Origin of the sequence: Pseudomonas sp. Pseusp16, assembly GCF_047324915.1 — a bacterium.
Lineage (GTDB): Bacteria > Pseudomonadota > Gammaproteobacteria > Pseudomonadales > Pseudomonadaceae > Aquipseudomonas > Aquipseudomonas fluorescens_CD.
On sequence record NZ_CP168522.1, the window covers coordinates 1,595,363 to 1,614,148 of the forward strand.

At 61.0% G+C, this 18,786-nt stretch carries 17 protein-coding genes; 11 read left to right on the forward strand and 6 right to left on the reverse strand.

The features are described from left to right. The first annotated feature begins 14 nt into the window (after positions 1-14). Positions 15-1,118, forward strand: a complete 1,104-nt coding sequence (locus ACEN8Q_RS06990; protein WP_413428069.1) for a polyamine ABC transporter substrate-binding protein — start codon at positions 15-17, stop codon at positions 1,116-1,118. 161 nt (positions 1,119-1,279) lie between these two features. Here the strand turns inward: ACEN8Q_RS06990 and ACEN8Q_RS06995 are convergent, their stop codons facing one another. The 3 genes from ACEN8Q_RS06995 to mhpT all read right to left on the reverse strand — a co-directional run bounded on the left by ACEN8Q_RS06995 (position 1,280) and on the right by mhpT (position 4,438). Then, on the reverse strand, positions 1,280-2,152 hold the full coding sequence (locus ACEN8Q_RS06995) for an aldo/keto reductase (RefSeq protein ID WP_413704808.1): 873 nt from the start codon (positions 2,150-2,152) through the stop codon (positions 1,280-1,282). Positions 2,153-2,241: 89 nt separating this feature from the next. Continuing rightward, positions 2,242-2,853 carry a TetR/AcrR family transcriptional regulator gene (locus ACEN8Q_RS07000; protein WP_413428071.1) on the reverse strand — a complete coding sequence of 204 codons (612 nt, stop codon included), beginning with the start codon at positions 2,851-2,853 and terminating at the stop codon, positions 2,242-2,244. A 349-nt stretch (positions 2,854-3,202) separates the two neighbouring features. Beyond that, positions 3,203-4,438 carry a 3-(3-hydroxy-phenyl)propionate transporter MhpT gene (gene mhpT / locus ACEN8Q_RS07005; protein WP_413704809.1) on the reverse strand — a complete coding sequence of 412 codons (1,236 nt, stop codon included), beginning with the start codon at positions 4,436-4,438 and terminating at the stop codon, positions 3,203-3,205. Between the two features lie 332 nt (positions 4,439-4,770). Here mhpT and ACEN8Q_RS07010 point away from each other — a divergent pair, with 332 nt between their 5' ends. After that, positions 4,771-6,081, forward strand: a complete 1,311-nt coding sequence (locus ACEN8Q_RS07010) for an OprD family porin (RefSeq protein ID WP_413428889.1) — start codon at positions 4,771-4,773, stop codon at positions 6,079-6,081. Between the two features lie 6 nt (positions 6,082-6,087). Here ACEN8Q_RS07010 and ACEN8Q_RS07015 read toward each other — a convergent pair whose 3' ends face one another. After that, on the reverse strand, positions 6,088-6,576 hold the full coding sequence (locus ACEN8Q_RS07015) for a MarR family winged helix-turn-helix transcriptional regulator (RefSeq protein ID WP_413704810.1): 489 nt from the start codon (positions 6,574-6,576) through the stop codon (positions 6,088-6,090). A 212-nt stretch (positions 6,577-6,788) separates the two neighbouring features. On the opposite strand from ACEN8Q_RS07015, the gene ACEN8Q_RS07020 reads away from it, so the two are divergent. From ACEN8Q_RS07020 to ACEN8Q_RS07040, 5 genes are all read left to right on the forward strand, one after another. Next, positions 6,789-7,619, forward strand: a complete 831-nt coding sequence (locus tag ACEN8Q_RS07020; protein WP_413428547.1) for a p-hydroxycinnamoyl CoA hydratase/lyase — start codon at positions 6,789-6,791, stop codon at positions 7,617-7,619. A gap of 129 nt (positions 7,620-7,748) precedes the next feature. Beyond that, entirely contained in the window at positions 7,749-9,197 is a 1,449-nt protein-coding gene (locus ACEN8Q_RS07025) for an aldehyde dehydrogenase (protein WP_413428546.1), read from the forward strand. A 143-nt stretch (positions 9,198-9,340) separates the two neighbouring features. Continuing rightward, entirely contained in the window at positions 9,341-11,224 is a 1,884-nt protein-coding gene (locus ACEN8Q_RS07030) for a feruloyl-CoA synthase (protein WP_413704811.1), read from the forward strand. Then, positions 11,221-12,462 (forward strand): thiolase family protein, encoded by a 1,242-nt coding sequence (locus ACEN8Q_RS07035; protein ID WP_413704812.1) that lies wholly within the window; start codon positions 11,221-11,223, stop codon positions 12,460-12,462. The genes ACEN8Q_RS07030 and ACEN8Q_RS07035 overlap by 4 nt, the downstream gene beginning before the upstream one ends. 99 nt (positions 12,463-12,561) lie before the next feature. After that, positions 12,562-13,275 (forward strand): GntR family transcriptional regulator, encoded by a 714-nt coding sequence (locus tag ACEN8Q_RS07040; RefSeq protein ID WP_413704813.1) that lies wholly within the window; start codon positions 12,562-12,564, stop codon positions 13,273-13,275. A gap of 10 nt (positions 13,276-13,285) precedes the next feature. Here the strand turns inward: ACEN8Q_RS07040 and ACEN8Q_RS07045 are convergent, their stop codons facing one another. Continuing rightward, complete coding sequence (locus tag ACEN8Q_RS07045) at positions 13,286-14,236, reverse strand: PDR/VanB family oxidoreductase (RefSeq protein ID WP_413704814.1); 951 nt, start codon at positions 14,234-14,236, stop codon at positions 13,286-13,288. After that, the gene (locus ACEN8Q_RS07050) at positions 14,233-15,279 is read right to left on the reverse strand and encodes a Rieske 2Fe-2S domain-containing protein (protein ID WP_413704815.1); all 1,047 of its coding nucleotides are present in this window, start codon (positions 15,277-15,279) and stop codon (positions 14,233-14,235) included. The genes ACEN8Q_RS07045 and ACEN8Q_RS07050 overlap by 4 nt, the downstream gene beginning before the upstream one ends. A 246-nt stretch (positions 15,280-15,525) precedes the next feature. On the opposite strand from ACEN8Q_RS07050, the gene pcaQ reads away from it, so the two are divergent. The 4 genes from pcaQ to ACEN8Q_RS07070 all read left to right on the forward strand — a co-directional run bounded on the left by pcaQ (position 15,526) and on the right by ACEN8Q_RS07070 (position 18,425). Then, on the forward strand, positions 15,526-16,455 hold the full coding sequence (gene pcaQ, locus ACEN8Q_RS07055; RefSeq protein ID WP_413704816.1) for a pca operon transcription factor PcaQ: 930 nt from the start codon (positions 15,526-15,528) through the stop codon (positions 16,453-16,455). 103 nt (positions 16,456-16,558) lie between these two features. Continuing rightward, positions 16,559-17,278 (forward strand): protocatechuate 3,4-dioxygenase subunit beta, encoded by a 720-nt coding sequence (gene pcaH, locus ACEN8Q_RS07060; protein WP_413428540.1) that lies wholly within the window; start codon positions 16,559-16,561, stop codon positions 17,276-17,278. A gap of 11 nt (positions 17,279-17,289) precedes the next feature. Continuing rightward, positions 17,290-17,895 (forward strand): protocatechuate 3,4-dioxygenase subunit alpha, encoded by a 606-nt coding sequence (gene pcaG, locus ACEN8Q_RS07065; protein WP_413428539.1) that lies wholly within the window; start codon positions 17,290-17,292, stop codon positions 17,893-17,895. Between the two features lie 86 nt (positions 17,896-17,981). After that, complete coding sequence (locus ACEN8Q_RS07070; RefSeq protein WP_413704817.1) at positions 17,982-18,425, forward strand: hypothetical protein; 444 nt, start codon at positions 17,982-17,984, stop codon at positions 18,423-18,425. The last annotated feature ends 361 nt before the right edge of the window (positions 18,426-18,786 follow it).

Here is an 18,786-nt window from a genome sequence, read left to right on the forward strand (position 1 = left end):
AGGAGTGTTTCACCATGAACAAGAATATACGCAACACCCTGTTGTCCGTTGCGCTGTCGTTGCTGACGGCGGGCGTTTCCCAGGCTGAAGAGCGTACGGTGCGGATCTATAACTGGATCGAGTACCTGCCACCGGAGATCCTCAAGAGCTTTCAGGAGGAAACGGGGATCCGTCCGGTCTATGACGTGTTCGACAGCGTCGAGACCCTGGAGTCCAAGTTGCTCACCGGCAACTCTGGCTATGATGTGGTCTACCCCGGCAGCGCCAACCTGAGCCACTTGATCGCGGCGGGTGCCGTCCAGCCTCTGGACCGCAACCAGTTGCCGAACTGGCAGCATCTGGACCCGGAGTTCATGAAATCCCTGGAAGCGGTGGGTGACACGGGCAACCGCTACGCTGCGCCGTACCTGTGGGGCACCACGCTGATCGGCTACAACGTCGACAAGGTTCAGCAGATTCTGGGCGCCAATGTGCAGATGAACAGCTGGGACATGATCTTCAAGGAAGAGAACCTCGCCAAGCTGGCCAGTTGTGGCGTCGGTTTCCTCGATGCAGCCAACGAAATCATGCCCATCGCTTTGCACTACAAGGGCCTCGACCCCAACAGCCAGAAACGCGAGGACTACCCGCAGGCTCAGGCGGCGATGATGAAGATTCGGCCTTACGTCACCTATTTCAACTCGTCGCGCTACGGCATGGACCTCGCCAATGGTGACATCTGCGTCGCCGTGGGCTGGTCGGGCGGCGTGGCGCTGGCCAAACAGCTGGCCGATGCCGCCGGCAAGGGTGTCAGGGTGGAAATGGCGTTACCCAAGGAAGGTGCGCCGATGTGGTCGGACGTGATGATGGTGCCGACCAACGCCCCGCATACCAAAGAGGCCTATGAGTTCATCAACTACATCCTGCGCCCTGACGTCATTGCCCGGATCAGCAACAAGATCGGTTACCCCAATCCGAACAAGGACGCCACCGCGCTGGTGAACGCCAACATCCGTAATAACCCCAACATGTATGTGCCGGAGGAAGCGCGCAAAACACTGTTCGCTCTGCAGCCCATGCCGGCAGCGGTGGAGCGGATCCGCACGCGCACCTGGACCAGCATCAAGACCAATCGCTGATCATCGTGGCCCGGTACTTTTGTGCCGGGCCCGATCTGTCAGCTCAGCAAGGACCTGATGGTCAGTGCGCGTGACCAGTCTCAGAGAAGGCTGGCGAGGTTCAGCCGTTCAAGTGTTTGAGCATCCAGCGTCATCTGCATCGAACGCGCCAGGCTATTGAGTTAGTCCAGGTTGGTGGCACTGGCAATGGGAGAGGTAATACCTGGCTGGTGCATGATCCAGGCCAGGGCGATTTGCGCAGGGGAGACCTGCTGCTCCTGCGCCGCCTGATGCAGAACATGCAAAATGCGCATGCCGCGCTCATCGAAGTACTTTTCCAGATCCTCGCGGCGAGCGCTGTGAGTCACGTCATCCAGGCCTTTGTACTTGCCGCTGAGAAAACCCGAGGCCAGGCTGAAGTAGGTCAGGACCTCGCAGCCCTCGGCCTGGGCAAAAGAGCGCAACTGCTGTTCGAAGTCATGCCGATCATAGAGGTTGTACTCCACCTGAAGGCAGCTGTAATGGGGCAGGGCGTGGCGATCGGCAGAGGTTTTGGCGGCCTGGAGATCTTCCAGGGTGTAGTTGGACGCGCCGATCGAGCGAACTTTGCCGCAGGCGATCAATGCGCCATACGCCTCCAGGGTCTCTTCGTGTGCTGTCGAGGGATCCGGGTAGTGGGAGAAGTAAAAATCGATGTAATCGGTTCGCAGTCGACGCAGCGAATCATCCACGGCTTGCAGGATTCTGCCTTTCGAGAGCCCGTGCTGATGGGGCGATAGTTCGGCCCCGACCTTGGTGATAATTTTCACTTCGCTGCGTCGGTGGCTGTTCTGACTCAGCCATTTGCCGATGAACGCTTCCGATTCGCCGCCGCTATTGCCGCTGGCCCAGATGGAATAGGCATCTGCGGTATCAAAGGTGTTGATGCCGAGTTCAAACGCTGCGTCGAGTAGCTTCAGCGAATCTTGTTCGTTGACGGTCCAGCCAAAGACATTGCCGCCTAGCACCAGGCGAGAACTCTCCATCGTAGAACTGCCCAAATAGTCTTTTTTCATACCGGTCCGCCGTTCGATTCAATAATCGGCCCTCTGGTTTTTGGCGTTCAGCCAAACACCTTGCAAGGTGATTGCATCCGTGTGTTTTCTCAGGCCCGCATGCCGTAAAAGAGCAGCTCGGTGATGTTCCTTACCTGAGCGGAGTGGGACTCGACATCCGGCTGCTCCTGGTTGACCAGCCTGAACAACTGCAGGTGTGAATAGTCGTTCAACAAGAAGGCGGCCAGGTCGACGTTGAGGTCTGCGCGTAGCTTGCCAGCCTGTTGCAGCTCTCTGAGCAATCCACTGATTTCAGCCCTGAGCGCATCGTTCATGGCGCGATAGCCTTCGGGCAGCCCGTTGTCGCCGCCAAACAATATCAATGGCAGCAGTTCACGCCAGAGGCTGGGGTGCATGACCTCCAGGGCGTAACCGGTCAGTCGTCGTTCCAGGTAACACATGGCGTCGACCGGATCCTCAATGTCAGGGATCTGGCTGCGGGTGTCCTTGAGTGCACGCTGGTCGGCGTCATGCAGGATTTCCAGAATGATTTCCTGCTTATTACCGAAGTACTTGAACACGGTGGGTGCCGACACCCCAGCCTGGTTGGCGATCTGTTCGATGGTGGTGTTCTGGAAACCCTGACGCTCGAACAGTTCGATCGCTGCCTTGCTGATGGCTTGGCGTCGTTCGACTTTCTGACGCTCACGTAGTCCGCTCACGGGAGATCCCTGTCGCTATGAAAAAGGGAGGGCGGATGTCGCCCAATCATCCATGCAAAATACTTAATCGAGTAAAACATTTAAAGCGATAATTTCTGTAGTGCGCTCTTTCGCGGGAACGAAAGGCTTCGGAGCATCCAGCGAAATGGTTTGTTACCTGGATACCGGTGTGTTTTGCGGTGGCACCGAGCCGCGAGCCGATTCCCATATCGCCGTGTGGTAGCGGGCCGCTGAAAACAAGAAAAGAGACCTCGGTCTCTTTTTTTGTTTCTGTGGCAGACGGCGCGTTCATTGCGTTTGTTCGCAACGCCGAACAACCTGGCTTCAATCAGTTTGTCAGAGGGCGAGGTCAGGGTTTGTCCGCGACCGGGTTCGCCGTCCTCAGCTCGGGCATAGTCTGCGGGGCCGATCGGACAATCACGCTGATGATGGTCAGTGCTGCAATCACCAACCCCGGTGAAGTCGCCAGTAACACCCCGGTGGTGCCGGCCCCGGCCGCCAGAATCTGCCCGGCGGCCAACGGCCCGGCCACCGATCCCAGGCGACCGATGGCCACCGCCGCGCCGACGCCGGTGGCGCGCACCGAGGTCGGGTACGACGGCGGTGCCAGGGCGTAAAGCACCAGCTGCGCGGCCATTACAAACAACCCGGCGGAAAAACCGGCGATGGCCATGGGGACGATGCCCACCGACAGGCCGACCCCGGCCAGCGCCGCCAGCAACCCGGCGTAGACAAACAGCACCACTTTGATGCCGTTGCAGCGATCCAGCAGCAGCCCGCCGAGCAGGGAACCGAGGGCGCCGCCGATGTTGAACAGCATTTGCACCAGACCCGCCTGGGGTTTGCTGAACCCCTGTTCCAGCAACAGCGATGGCAGCCAGTTGAGCAACATGTACATCACGGTCAGGGTAAAGAAGTAGCTCAGCCACAACGCCAGGGTGACGCGGGCCCGATCTTCACCGAACAGCGCCTGGCCGGTTGAAGTGCGCGCCAGGTTGACGCTGCCTTGTTGCTGGCGAAAGGCGCTGGACTCGGGCAGCAGCAGGACCATCAGTGGCACCACCAGCAAGGGCGCGAGACCGCCGATGATGAAGGTCGTCTGCCAATACTCGGTGAAGAGCATGGCGACCACCGCCGCCAGTGCGCCGCCCAACGGCACGCCGGCATACATGATGCTGATCGCAGTACCGCGACGTTGCTCACCCACGGCTTCGGCACACAAGGCAATCAGGTTGGGCAGGGCGGCGCCCAGGCCCAGGCCGGTCATGAAGCGCGCCAGCAGCAGGCTGGAAAAACTGCTGACGTAGGCGGTGCTGAGGGAGAACAGGCCAAACAGCAGCACGGCGCTGATGAGGATTTTCTTGCGGCCGATGCGATCGGCAATCCAGCCGCCGAAGAAGGCGCCCGGCAGCAAACCGATGATGCCGGCGCTGAATACCCAGCCCATCATTTTCGGATCCAGGGCAAAGGTCTGGCGCAGGCCCGCGGCGGCAGTGCCGGCGGCTTGCAGGTCGAAGCCTTCGATCAGTGCAACGATAAAACACAGGGCAATGGTCAGCGTCGTGCGACGTGATGGGGTGTCCATGGCGAACCTCGTTATTGTTTTTGTTGGGGGCTGAGGGGGGAACGCGAGCCTGTTCGCAGCAGGCGATAACAGGCTGGAATTAAGATTAACAAAGATAACTAAAAAATGAATAGGCAAGGTTTTTTGCTTAAAAACTCAATTAAATTCATTAAAATCAATGTGATGGCATAAGGTTGAGGATGAATTTAAAATATAGATAATAATATTAATGTTCGTTTATCGGTCATTGTGGGTTGACGCCACCTTCAGGCGTTTCCATTCTCTGGCCGGAGATCCTTGGGGAAACCCCGACGATCCCGTTCAAAAACAACAACAAAAAGTGGACATCGAACATGCCAAACCTCCCTCGGGACGCCCTTGCGGCGACCTCATCTTTACCTGTTCGCGCACGTCGCCTGGCCCTGTTGGGCTTGAGTGTGATTGCCACTCCGGCGCTGGCCGAAGGCTTCATCGATGACAGCCACGGCACCTTGACCCTGCGCAATTACTACCTGGATCGGGACTACAAGGACGACGGGGCGAAAACCGCGGCCCGGGAATGGGCCCAGGGTTTCATCATGAATGTGGAGTCGGGCTTTACCCCGGGTACCGTCGGTTTCGGCCTCGACGCCCGCGGCTTGATGGGGGTCAAGCTGGACTCGTCGCCGGACCGCAGCGGCACTGAGTTGTTGCCGGTGTCCGCCAGCGACAAGCGCGCGGCGGACGAGTATTCGCGCCTGGCCATGACCGCCAAGATGCGCTTTGCCCAGACCACGGTGAAGACCGGTGATGTGTCGATCTTCCTGCCGTTCGCTTTCGCCAGTCCGTCACGGCTGCTGCCGCAGACGTTTCGCGGCACCACGCTCAGTTCGAAGGACATCGACGGACTGACCTTCAACACCGGCTACATCGACCGCATCAACAAGCGTGACTCCACCGACTATCAGCCGATGAGCATTGCCTCGCCGAACCGGCGTTTCAACGGCGCGGCCACCTCATCGCACATGGCCTATGTCGGCGGTGATTACCAGGTGAACAAGGATCTGAGCCTGCGTGCCTATCACGCTGAAGTGGCGGACTTGTATCAGCAGAACACCCTGGCGCTGCTGCACAATCTTCAGGTAGGCGAGGGCATACTGACCACTGACTTGCGCAGTTTTTTCAGTGACGAGGACGGCAGCGCCAAGGCCGGCAAGGTGGACAACCGCAACCTCTCGGCGCTGCTCGGCTATCGCTTTGGCGGCCATCGCCTGAGCCTGGGCTATATGCACGCCAGCGGCGATACCGCGACGCCTTATGTGTCGGGCACCGAGTTGATGGGCATGAGCGAGTTGACCATGAGTTCGGACTTTCTCAATGCCAAAGAGCGGACCTGGCAGGCGATCTACGACTATGACTTTGCCGCTGCCGGGGTACCCGGCCTGAAGAGCCGGTTGCGTTATGTGCGCGGGGACCATATCGAACTGGCGGCGCTGAATGCCGACGACCGCAAGGAGCGGGAGTTCCAGATGGAACTGGGGTATGTGATCCAGAGTGGCCCGCTGAAGAACGTCGGGCTGATGGCGCGCAAGTCGATCTATCGCAATGACTTCCCCGCCGGCGCGGCGTTTCGCGATGAAAACCAGACCCGCTTTCTGGTGCTCTACACCGTGCCGATCTGGTAAGTCGTTTCAGGCCTGATAGACCTTCTTCAGCAGCCTGAGCAGCTCTTCGCGCTCCTGGCTGTCGAGGGCGGACGTGGCATCCATGTCGCTCTCGGCAGCGATCAGTTTCAGCTCCTTGAGCAGGGCTTCGCCGGTCTTGCTGAGAAAAATCCCGTAGGAGCGCTTGTCCGGTTTGCAGCGCACCCGCACCGCCAGCGCCCGGCTTTCCAGTTTGTTCAGCAGCGGCACCACTTGCGGCGGCTCGATGGCCAGCGCCTTGGCCAGGTCGGCCTGCATCAGCCCGGGGTTCTGGTCGATGATCGCCAGGGCCGAGAACTGCGCCGGGCGCAAGTCGTGGGTCGAGAGCCGGCCAATCAGGTTCTGGAACAGTTTCAACTGCGCCCGGCGCATGGCGTAACCGATCAGGTCGTCCAGGGCGGCGTCCAGCGACGCCTGGATTTCGCCGCTGTCGGCAGGGGCCTCGGGGGCGGCGGCAATCTTGGAAGATTTAGCCATTGCAGGGTGAATCCTCGGGCTGGCGGTTAAGAAGGCTATCTAGTTTGCCGAGATTGGCCGGGGATAGCCACGACCTCTTGCATATTTCTGGGCGCTGCGCCCGTTTCACGCACGAAAACAATTCGGTTAATTTTATTAATGGTTAATTGACATAACTATATTTGCGGTTTAGTTTTTACCCATCGTCAAGCCAAGAACAAGAGAGTATCGCCATGAGCAATTACGAAGGTCGCTGGACAACCGTCAAAGTGGAAATCGAGGAAGGCATCGCGTGGGTCATCCTCAACCGCCCGGAAAAACGCAACGCCATGAGCCCGACCCTGAACCGCGAGATGATCGACGTTCTGGAAACCCTGGAGCAGGATCCGGACGCCGGTGTACTGGTGCTGACTGGTGCGGGCGAAGCCTGGACTGCGGGCATGGACCTCAAGGAATACTTCCGCGAAGTGGACGCCGGCCCGGAAATCCTTCAGGAAAAAATTCGTCGCGAAGCCTCTCAATGGCAATGGAAACTGCTGCGCATGTACGCCAAGCCGACCATCGCCATGGTCAACGGCTGGTGCTTCGGTGGCGGTTTCAGCCCGCTGGTGGCCTGCGATCTGGCGATCTGCGCCGATGAAGCGACCTTCGGCCTGTCGGAAATCAACTGGGGCATTCCGCCGGGCAATCTGGTGAGCAAGGCGATGGCCGACACCGTGGGCCATCGCCAGTCGCTGTACTACATCATGACCGGCAAGACCTTTGGCGGGCAGAAAGCCGCCGAGATGGGCCTGGTCAACGAGAGCGTACCCCTGGCGCAACTGCGTGAAGTGACGATCGAACTGGCGCGTAATCTGTTGGAGAAGAACCCGGTGGTGCTGCGCGCGGCCAAGCATGGCTTCAAGCGTTGCCGCGAACTCACCTGGGAGCAGAACGAAGATTACCTGTACGCCAAGCTCGATCAGTCGCGCCTGCTGGACACCGAAGGTGGCCGCGAGCAGGGCATGAAGCAGTTTCTCGACGAAAAGAGCATCAAGCCCGGTTTGCAGGCTTACAAGCGCTGAGTTCCGGCGTTGAAATCAAGGCGAGCTGGCCGGACGATCGAGCGTCCGCCAGCTGTTCGCCCCGGCGCCTCGGCGCTACTGTGAACCCCGAGAACGTATTCCCGATAAAGACAATAAAGAGGAATCACCATGCTGGACGTGCCCCTGCTGATTGGCGGCCAGTCGTGCCCCGCCCGAGACGGTCGAACCTTCGAACGGCGTAATCCGGTGACCGGTGAAGTTGTGTCGCGCGTTGCCGCCGCCACCCTGGAAGACGCCGACGCTGCGGTGGCTGCGGCCAAAGCGGCATTCCCCGCCTGGGCAGCGCTGGCCCCCAACGAGCGACGCACCCGGTTACTGCGTGCGGCTGAACAGTTGCAGGCCCGAAGCGCGGAATTCATCGCGGCGGCCGGCGAGACCGGTGCCATGGCCAACTGGTACGGTTTCAATGTGCACCTGGCGTCCAACATGCTGCGCGAAGCCGCGTGCATGACCACCCAGATCAACGGCGAAATCATTCCCTCGGATGTGCCCGGCAGCTTCGCGATGGCCCTGCGTCAACCCTGTGGCGTGGTGTTGGGCATCGCGCCCTGGAACGCGCCGGTGATCCTCGCCACCCGCGCCATCGCCATGCCGCTGGCTTGCGGCAACACCGTTGTGCTCAAGGCGTCGGAACTGAGCCCGGCGGTGCACCGGTTGATCGGCCAGGTGTTGCAAGACGCCGGCCTCGGCGATGGCGTGGTCAACGTCATCAGCAATGCGCCCCAGGATGCCGCGGCGATTGTCGAGCGGCTGATCGCCAACCCGGCGGTGCGTCGGGTCAACTTCACCGGCTCGACCCATGTCGGGCGCATCGTCGGCGAGCTGTCGGCGCGTCATCTCAAGCCGGCGTTGCTGGAACTGGGCGGCAAGGCGCCGTTCCTGGTGCTGGAGGATGCCGACCTGGATGCGGCGGTGGAGGCTGCGGCCTTCGGTGCCTTCTTCAATCAGGGGCAGATTTGCATGTCCACCGAGCGCCTGATCGTCGATGCCAAGGTGGCCGTTGCCTTTGTCGCCAAACTGGCGGCGAAGATCGCCACCTTGCCCGCCGGCAACCCCAATGCCGAAGGTTCGGTGCTTGGCTCCCTGGTGGACAGCAACGCTGGCGAACGGATCAAACTGCTGATCGACGATGCCCTCGACAAGGGCGCAACCCTGGTTGCGGGTGGCCGGTTGGAGGGCAGCATCCTGCAGCCGACTTTGCTCGACGGTGTCACCGATGCCATGCGCCTGTACCGTGAAGAGTCCTTTGGCCCGGTGGCGGTGGTGCTGCGAGGTGAGGGCGATGAAGAACTGTTGCGTTTGGCCAACGATTCCGAGTTCGGCCTGTCGGCGGCGATCTTCAGTCGTGACACCAGCCGTGCTCTGGCCCTGGCTCAGCGGGTTGAATCGGGTATTTGCCATATCAACGGTCCGACCGTGCACGACGAGGCGCAGATGCCCTTCGGCGGGGTCAAGTCCAGCGGCTATGGCAGTTTCGGCGGCAAGGCGTCCATCGAGCACTTCACCCAATTGCGCTGGGTGACCTTGCAGAACGGACCGCGGCACTACCCGATCTGAGCAGCCGTCGCAGCGCGGGGCGACGAATGCTGGAGAGCGATCGCCGCCCGCGTGCAGGCCAGTCATAACAATAACAAGGCTGCGATGCCCCGGTTGACTGCTTCCCGGCGGACCGGTGGCGTGCCTTGATGGAGAACAAGCACGTGAGTTCCGAATTCAGATCGCCACCCCAGACCGAAGCCAGTGCGCCGCGCTATCGGCAGGTCTCCATCGGCCGTCCTGCGGTCGAGGTCAGCGAAGAGCAGGGCATCCTGCATATGCGCTCCCTGGAGCCTTTGGCCGAGTTGCCTGCACGCTTGCTCGATCGCCTGGTGCATTGGGCCCAAGTGCGCCCGCAACAGACCTTTATCGCTGCTCGCCAGGAGGGCGGCGACTGGCGCCGGGTGAGTTACGCCGAAATGCTGACCAGCGTCCGCGCCATTGCCCAGAGCCTGCTGAGTTACGGCCTGTCGGCCGAACGACCGCTGGCGATCCTCTCGGGCAACGACATCGAGCATTTGCAGATTGCGCTGGGTGCCATGTACGCCGGCATTCCCTATAGCCCGGTCTCACCGGCCTATTCGTTGCTGTCTCAGGATTTCGCCAAGCTGCGGCATGTTTGCGACCTGCTGCAACCAGGTCTGGTGTTCATCAGCGACGCCGCGACCTATCAGCGGGCGATCGAGGCGGTGTTGCCAGTGAAAACGCCACTGATCACCGTGCGTGGCCAAATACCGGGCCGGCATCAGGCGAGCTTTGCCAGCCTGCTGGAACAGCCCGGCGGTGCCGAGGCCGAGTGCGCCTTCACGGCTACCGGGCCGGACAGCATCGCCAAGTTTCTGTTTACCTCAGGTTCCACCAAGCTGCCCAAGGCGGTGGTCACCACCCAGCGCATGCTCTGCGCCAACCAGCAGATGCTGTTGCAAACCTTCCCGGTGTTCGGCGAAGAACCACCGGTACTGGTGGACTGGCTACCGTGGAATCACACCTTCGGCGGCAGCCACAACGTCGGCATCGTGCTGTACAACGGCGGCACCTTTTACCTGGACGACGGCAAGCCCACCGCCCAGGGCTTTGCCGAAACACTGCGCAACCTCAAAGAAGTATCGCCCACCGCCTACCTGACCGTGCCCAAGGGCTGGGAAGAACTGGTGAGCGCCCTGGAGCAGGACGGCGAGTTGCGCGAATTTTTCTTCTCGCGCATGAAGCTGTTCTTCTTCGCCGCTGCCGGCTTGTCCCAGAGGATTTGGGATCGCCTGGATCGGGTCGCCGAACAGCATTGTGGCGAACGCATTCGTATGATGGCCGGGCTCGGTATGACTGAGGCGGCGCCGTCCTGCACATTCACGACCGGGCCACTGTCCATGGCCGGTTATATCGGTCTGCCGGCTCCAGGTTGTGAAGTGCGGCTGGTGCCGGTGGACGGCAAGCTGGAAGGGCGTTTCCGCGGGCCGCACATCATGCCCGGTTACTGGCGCGCGGCGCAGCAGACCGCCGAGGTGTTCGACGAGCAGGGTTTCTATTGTTCTGGTGATGCGCTGAAACTGGCTGACGCCCGTGATCCGCAACTGGGGCTGATGTTCGACGGGCGCATCGCCGAGGACTTCAAGCTGAGCTCCGGCGTGTTTGTCAGCGTCGGCCCGCTGCGCAATCGCGCGGTGCTCGAAGGTTCGCCCTATGTTCAGGACCTGGTGGTGGCCGCGCCGGACCGCGAGTGCCTGGGTGCACTGGTCTTTCCCCGGTTGTTTGAGTGCCGACGTCTGGCCGGTTTGAGTGCCCACGCCAGCGATGCCGAGGTTCTGGCCAGCGCGCCGGTGCGTCAGTGGTTCGGCGATTGGCTGCAACGGCTCAACCGCGACGCCACCGGTAATGCCAGCCGCCTGGAATGGATCGCGCTGCTCGACGAACCTGCTTCCATCGACCGTGGTGAAATCACCGACAAGGGCTCGATCAACCAGCGCGCGGTGCTGCAGTGGCGAGCCGATAAGGTCGAGGCGCTGTATCGCGGTGAAGAGCCTTCCATCCTGCGTGCCGGACCACAACCGTGAGCGGCGCAGGGCAGTATTCGAGCTTCTGCGATGTGGCCATTTTCGAAGCACTGCGCACGCCTTGGGTCGACCTTGGCGGAGCCTTGGCTCAGGTCTCGCCGATCGATCTGGGGATCAAGGTCGGGCGCGAGGTGCTGGCCCGCGCCGCTATCGATCCGTCGTCGGTGGACAGCGTGCTCGCCGGCTCCATGGCTCAGGCCAGTTTCGATGCTTACCTGCTGCCTCGGCATATCGGCCTTTACAGCGGCGTGCCGCAAGAGACTCCGGCACTGGGAGTGCAGCGCATCTGCGCCACCGGTTTCGAACTCTTGCGGCAGGCCGCCAGGCAGCTGGATGACGGCGTGCAGCTGGCCCTGTGTGTGGCGGCCGAATCGATGTCGCGCAATCCGATTGCCGCCTACACCCACCGAGGTGGTTTCCGGCTCGGTGCCGAGGTGGCGTTCAAGGACTTTCTCTGGGAAGCCCTCTACGACCCGGCCCCGGGCGTAGACATGATCACCACCGCCGACAACCTGGCCCGACGACATGGCCTGAGCCGCGAAGCGGTGGATCGCTACGCGCTCGGCAGTCATCAGCTGGCGCTGCAGGCCCAGGCTGACGGCTGGTTCGAACCGGAACTGGTGGCGGTTGGCAATGAGCGTTTTGAACTGGCCGGCTATCAGCCACGGAGTATTGAGTTGCCACGGGGCGTGGACCGCGTGACGCGCGATAGCCACCCGCGACCCACCGATCCGGGCGCTTTGAGCCGGTTGCGGGCGGTGCATGCCGGCGGTGTGCAAACGGCCGGCAACAGTTGCGCGGTGGTCGATGGTGCGGCGGCCGCACTGGTGGGGCGCGCTTCTGCGGCCCGGCGTCCGGTGTTGGCTCATTTACTGGCCAGTGCCGTGGTGGGCGTGGCACCGGAGTTCATGGGCATCGGACCTGCACCCGCTATCCAGTTGCTGTTGCAACGCAGCGGGTTGGCCCTTGGCGACATCGGCTTGGTGGAAATCAACGAAGCCCAGGCGGCTCAGGTGCTGGCCGTGGCACAGGTGCTGGAACTGGATGGCGACCGGCTCAATCGGCGGGGCGGCTCCATCGCCCTGGGACATCCCTTGGCCGCCAGTGGATTGCGCCTGGTGCTGACCCTGGCCCGGCAACTGCGCGAAGGCAATCTGCGTTATGGCATTGCCGCCGCCTGTGTCGGCGGCGGGCAGGGCATGGCACTGCTGATCGAGAACCCGGCCTATCAAGGCTGAGGCAGAACAACGCGTCCTTTTTGATGTGAGTGTGCTGCCCAAACCCGGCGTCACCATCTTGCGTTACTATGCAGACCCACCTTTCTGGAAGTTGCCTGGATGAGTAAGCCCGGTCAAACGGTGCTGGTCGCATTGCGCAAGATGATCGCCTCGGGCGAGCTGGCGGCGGGCGAACGGCTGATGGAGATCCCCACGGCGGAGCTGTTTGGCGTCTCGCGGATGCCGGTGCGCATGGCGTTCCGCACACTGGAGCAGGAAGGCTTGCTGGTGCGCTCTGGCGGGCGCGGGTTTCAGGTGCGTTCGGTCAGCCCAGATGACATTGCCGGTGCGGTCGAAGTACGGGGCGTACTCGAAGGCCTGGCGGCGCGTCAGGCCGCCGAGCGCGGGCTCTCGGACGAAGCCCGGGCGACCCTCGAACAGTGCCTGATGCAGGGCGATCAGCTGTTCGACAAAGGGTACGTGACCATAGAAGACCTGGAGGTCTATCACGACCTCAACATGCGTTTTCACGAGGTGATCGTCGAAGGCAGCCACAACCCGGCGATAGCCGACGCCCTGGCGCGCAACGATCATTTGCCCTTCGCTTCAGTGACAGCCCTGGCCGTGGACCGCAACGACATGGTCCGGGAATACCGACGCTTCAACTATGCCCACATGCAACACCATTCGGTGTTCGATGCCTTGGTCAACCGCCAGGGCGCGCGTGCCGAAGCGATCATGCGCGAACACGCCAACGCCACGTTGCGCTACGCCGAGATCTTCGGCTCAGCGACGGCTGACGAGCGGATGAAGGTCATTCTCCGCTCGGAATAGGCGCGGCGTTCTAGATATCCAGCACCAGCAGCGGCGTTTTCGAGCGCGAGCAGCAAGGGGTGAACTGGTCATTGCAGGCCTGTTCATCCTCGGTGAGGAACAGGTCGCGATGCTCCGGCACGCCCTCCAGAACCCGAGTCAGGCAGGTGCCACAAATTCCCTGTTCGCAGGAAATGGCGACCTCGATGCCCTGATTTTGCAGCACCTGCACCACGCTCTTGTCGGCCGGCACCTCGAAGACCTGACCGCTGCTGGCGACCTTGATCGAGAAACTGCCATCGGCGCCCGTGTCGACGGGGGCAGCGGCGAAATACTCGCGGTGCAGGCATTGCTCCTGCCAGCCCTGCTTCCTGGCTGTGTCCAACACGTGCTGCATGAAGCCGCCGGGGCCACACACATATAAATGAACGTCGCTCTGCGGCGTGGCCAGGACCTTGGCCGCGTCCAGCACGGTGTCGGGTTCCTGATCGAAATGCAGGAACACCCGGTCGGCAAAAGGCGAGTGCTGCAGGCGTTCGACAAAAGCCGCACGGTCCCGTGACCGGGCACAGTAATGCAGCTCGAAATCCGCGCCGCTGTGGGCCAGGCGTTCGGCCATGCACAGGATCGGCGTGATCCCGATACCGCCGGCGAAGAGCAGGCTGCGCCTGGCCTCACGGGCCAGCGGGAACAGGTTGCGCGGCTCACTGATCGGCAGGCACGCGCCGGGGTGGATCTGCTCGTGCATGGCCAGTGAACCGCCCCGGGAGGTCGGGTCCTTGAGCACGCCGATCAGGTAGCGATGACGTTCTTCGGGGTGGTTGCACAGGGAATATTGCCGGATCAAGCCGCCGGGCAGGTGCACATCGATATGCGCACCGGCGCTGAAGGCCGGCAGCGGTCGGTCATCGACACTGGCCAGCTCGTAGCTGCAGATGTCCTGGGCTTCGTTGTTGCGCGATACCACCAGCACTTCGATCATGCCATTGACTCCTGCGGGGCTCGTTCCCTGGCGATCAGGCGCTCCAGAACGCGACGCGACTGCACGCCGCCAGCGTCGATATTGAGCTTGAGCAAGTTGCGCGCGGGATGGCTGAGCAGGTTCTGCTGCTGGCGTTCGAGCATCTCCAGGTCCTCGCTGAAAATCTTGCCCTGGCCCTCGCGAATGCTCGCGGTCAGGGCTTCGTCCTGCGGATTGAAGTTGCGCGCCATGCCCCAGAAGTACCAGATCGAGGTCTCGGTTTGCGGCGTGATGAAGTCGACGACGATGCTCGACGCCTTGAACTGTCGGGGAGCGTGATAACCGCCATGGCCGGCATGGGCCACGCCGACTTCGATCAGCACATGGCTGGGCGGGGTGAAACGACAGATCTGCCAGCGGTCCACCGGCACATCGTCGGCCAGGTTGTTGCCGCGCAGGGCCATGCGCCAGAAAGGCGGGGCCATGATGTTTTCCATGTGGCGGGCGGTGACCACCTCGTCGCCGTCGACCGTGGTCACCGGCGGCGCTTCGTCGATTTCCTTCTGGCCGATGCTGGACGCATGAACGTAGGTTTCATGAGTCAGGTCCATCAGGTTGTCGATCATCAGGCGGTAGTCGCACTGGATGTGGAACAGGCCGCCGCCATAGGCCCACTCGTCACTGACCGCCCATTCCAGATGATGGATCAGCGCTGGATCCGCCAACGCCTGATCGCCGGGCCAGGCCCAGATAAAGCCATAGCGCTCGACCACGGCAAAGGTCTTGTTGCACGGGAAGCCGCGAACCCGTTGCCCGGGCATTTCCACGGCCTTGCCGTCGCACCCCATCACCAGGCCGTGATAGCCGCACACCAGATTGCCGTTTTCCACATAGCCCAAGGACAGCGGCGCGCCGCGATGGGGGCAGAAGTCCTCGACAGCCGCCACCTTGCCCTCGTGCCCGCGGTAAAAAACCATCTTTTCACCGCAGATCTGACGGCCCAGCGGCTTGTCGGCGATTTCATCGGGCGTGCAGGCGACGTACCAGGTGTTCTTGGGGTACATGGAGATTCTCCAAGGTTGTTTGTTGTTATTTAGTGGATCCATTAGCGATGATTTTATGGATTGTTGTCAAATATTATCTACTTTACGATGAATTGTTGGATCCACTAATAGATTGTGAGTCTCCAGGATCAATACCGGCGGGAGTCTCTGAAATCCAGCACCGTCCGGTCGCCAGGAAATTGAGCGCACGCTAAGATCGCCTGCAAACGTTTCGACACCAATGAGGCAACCTCACGGGGCTCTGTAGTGAACATCGACACCCGCATCAAATTCCGTCACCTCGTGTGCTTTCTTGAAATGGCCCGTCAGGGCAGTCTGGCGCGGGCGGCGGATATCCTGGCAGTGAGTCAGCCAGCGATGTCGAAGACGCTCAAGGAGCTGGAGGATCTGCTGGCGGCAAGCCTGTTCATACGCAGTAAAAGTGGTGTAACCCTGACCGAAGCCGGGGTTGCCTTTTTGCGTTATGCCGGGCCTTCGGTGCAGGCGCTGCGTGATGGGGTGAATACCTTGCGCGGTGGCGAATATGCAGCGGGCAAGGTTCGACTCGGTGTGTTGTCGACCGTGGAAAGCTTGCTGGTGCCTGAGGTTGTACGGCGCTTGCACGAGCGCCATTCGGCGCTGGTGGTGAGTGTGGTGACCGGGCCAAGCGCCTATCTGTTGTCGCAGTTGCGGGTGGGCGATGTGGACCTGGTGGTCGGCCGTATGACCGATAGCCCGGAGATTCAGGGACTGACCTTCGAGCATCTGTACAGTGAATCCATGACGCTGGTGGTGCGCCCCGATCATCCCTTGCTGGCCGAGCCACTGGAGCGTAGCGCCCTGGAAGATTTCCCGCTGGTGCTGCCGCTGGCAGGGACGACGATTCGCAAATTTGCCGACAGCCTGTTCGTGCAATGCGGCATCAGCCAGTCGCGGCAGCGTCTGGAAACCTTGTCCGTGACCCTGAGCCGTCGTTATGTGTTGTCCAGCGAGGCGATCTGGATCGCACCACTGGATGCAGTGCGCCTGGATCTGGCAAGCGGCGAACTGTTTGAGATCAATCTGGGGCAGCGCGAACCGGGTGGTTCGGTGGGGATTTCCAGTAACACCAGCTTGCCCTTGTCACTGGCGGCCCAGTGGTGTGTCGAGGTGCTGCGCGAGGTAGGGCAGGCGTATCGCGAAGGGGTTTATCCATAACCATTTGGTAATGTGTTGAGAGCGGCTTTTCAATATTCCCCAGCCTTCTGTTGTTTGAAACTGCGCAGGCAGTGCTCCATAAATCAAACAACAGGAGATCGACATGTCTGATGCAGACAGCAGTCGCTTCGTCATTCGTGACCGTAATTGGCACCCCAAAGCCCTGACCCCTGATTACAAAACCTCTGTCGCCCGTTCTCCACGCCAGGCCTTGGTGAGCATTCCCCAGTCGGCCAGCGAAACCAGCGGCCCGGATTTCTCTCATCTGGAGATGGGGCCGTTCGATAACGACCTGCTACTCAACTTCAATAATGGCGGGTTGCCGGTGGGAGAAAGGATCATCGTTTCCGGCCGGGTCTGTGATCAATACGGCAAGCCAATCCCGCATACCCTGGTGGAGATGTGGCAGGCCAACGCCGGCGGGCGCTACCGGCACAAGAATGATCGATACCTGGCACCACTGGACCCGAATTTCGGCGGTGTCGGCCGCGCCCTGACCGACCGTGACGGCAACTACAGCTTCCGCACCATCAAGCCGGGTCCTTACCCATGGCGTAACGGCCCGAATGAGTGGCGTCCGGCGCACATCCACTTCTCCATCAGCGGGCCATCGATCGCCACGCGCCTGATCACCCAGCTGTATTTCGAAGGCGATCCGCTGATCCCGCTGTGCCCGATCGTCAAGTCGATCGCCAACCCGGACGCGGTTCAGAGCCTGATCGCCCGGCTCGACATGGGTAATGCCAATCCGATGGATTGCCTGGCCTATCGCTTCGACATCGTGCTGCGCGGCCAGCGCAAGACCCACTTCGAAAATTGCTGAGGAGTCCGTCCATGCCTATCGAACTGCTACCCGAAACCCCTTCGCAAACGGCTGGCCCTTACGTGCATATCGGTCTGGCTCTGGCGGCTGCCGGCAACCCGACACGGCCAGGGGAAATCTGGAATCAGATGGCCAAGTCCGGCGCGCCAGGCGAACAGATCCTGCTGATCGGTCATGTCTACGACGGCAACGGTCACCTGGTACGAGACTCGTTTCTGGAGTTTTGGCAGGCCAATCATGAAGGGGTTTACGACCCGGTTTTCGACTCGGAAAAAACCTTCAACAGCTTCGGCCGAACCGCCACCACCTTCGATGCAGGGGAGTGGACACTCAATACCATCAAGCCCGGCGTGGTGAACAATGCCGCCGGGGTGCCGATGGCGCCGCACATCAATGTGTCGCTGTTTGCCCGCGGGATCAATATTCACCTGCAAACCCGGCTGTACTTTGCCGATGAGCCACAAGCCAACGCGAAGTGCCCGGTGCTTAATCTGATCGAGCAACCGCAGCGTCGCGAAACGCTGATAGCGCAGCGTTGCGAGGTGGATGGCAAGGCGGCTTATCGTTTCGACATACGCATTCAGGGGGAGGGGGAGACGGTGTTCTTCGATTTTTAAACCCGCTTCGCGCCGGGCCAGTGAGTTCAACGAGCGAGGCTGACTACCGCACCACAGTCCTCGTTGTTTCGTGCCGCGATATCGTGGTGACCTTTATCAATGCCCGCTGGGTCACTCGCTTCGGGCCACAGCGCATGCTGGGTTTGGGCGCCGTGCTGGCGGGCGGGGCAGGGCTGGCGCTGATGGCGGCGGGGTATACGCAGTGGGGCGGGCTGTGGAGCATCGTACTTTGCATGGTGCTGTACATGGGCGTCACCGGGTTGCTTGGGGCCAATTGCACTGCGAGTCTGATGAGCATGTTCCCGAGGCAGGCAGGGGCGAGTGTCGCCCTGGGTATTTCCGTGCAATTTGCTACCGGGGCGCTGGCCAGTCTGTGGGTCAGTCGCCTGGCCGATGGCACCTCATGGCCCATGTGCCTGGTGGTGGGAAGCTGCGGGCTTGGCTGTCTGGTTGCGTATGGCATCTCGATCCTCGCGCCTGTCAATCCGGTCGCTGCGCGGGATGAAGTGAGTACGCCGCTTCAACCTTGACTTCAACATGCTGGGGCAACGGCAAATACTGGATGGCAAGGCATCTGAGAAGTAATGACCTGAGACGGCGGCAGAACACTTTCGGGCGTCGTGAAGGAGGAAGTAATCGGTGAATAGCGCTTAGAAGCACGCTTCCAGGATTTGCTTCTGGATCCAGACAATGATTTACCTCTGCGTATCAGGCGGGAGAGCTACTCGATACTGAATGTCCGAAGCCGGAGAAGATTCCCGGATTCGCATGATTACATCCCTCAAATTTCGGGAAAATACTTCCGGGTACTTACCAAGTGACACATATGGGAGCAGTTCAATCCTGATGCATCATTTAACATAATATACATTATGCGAACCGCCATATACG

Bases quoted from the DNA above. Each gene is read 5' to 3' on its own strand.
- ACEN8Q_RS06990 (WP_413428069.1), top strand. From the start codon at position 15: ATGAACAAGAATATACGCAACACCCTGTTGTCCGTTGCGCTGTCGTTG.
- ACEN8Q_RS06995 (WP_413704808.1), bottom strand. From the start codon at position 2,152: ATGAAAAAAGACTATTTGGGCAGTTCTACGATGGAGAGTTCTCGCCTG.
- mhpT (WP_413704809.1), bottom strand. From the start codon at position 4,438: ATGGACACCCCATCACGTCGCACGACGCTGACCATTGCCCTGTGTTTT.
- ACEN8Q_RS07010 (WP_413428889.1), top strand. From the start codon at position 4,771: ATGCCAAACCTCCCTCGGGACGCCCTTGCGGCGACCTCATCTTTACCT.
- ACEN8Q_RS07015 (WP_413704810.1), bottom strand. From the start codon at position 6,576: ATGGCTAAATCTTCCAAGATTGCCGCCGCCCCCGAGGCCCCTGCCGAC.
- ACEN8Q_RS07020 (WP_413428547.1), top strand. From the start codon at position 6,789: ATGAGCAATTACGAAGGTCGCTGGACAACCGTCAAAGTGGAAATCGAG.
- ACEN8Q_RS07025 (WP_413428546.1), top strand. From the start codon at position 7,749: ATGCTGGACGTGCCCCTGCTGATTGGCGGCCAGTCGTGCCCCGCCCGA.
- ACEN8Q_RS07040 (WP_413704813.1), top strand. From the start codon at position 12,562: ATGAGTAAGCCCGGTCAAACGGTGCTGGTCGCATTGCGCAAGATGATC.
- ACEN8Q_RS07045 (WP_413704814.1), bottom strand. From the start codon at position 14,236: ATGATCGAAGTGCTGGTGGTATCGCGCAACAACGAAGCCCAGGACATC.
- ACEN8Q_RS07050 (WP_413704815.1), bottom strand. From the start codon at position 15,279: ATGTACCCCAAGAACACCTGGTACGTCGCCTGCACGCCCGATGAAATC.
- pcaH (WP_413428540.1), top strand. From the start codon at position 16,559: ATGTCTGATGCAGACAGCAGTCGCTTCGTCATTCGTGACCGTAATTGG.
- pcaG (WP_413428539.1), top strand. From the start codon at position 17,290: ATGCCTATCGAACTGCTACCCGAAACCCCTTCGCAAACGGCTGGCCCT.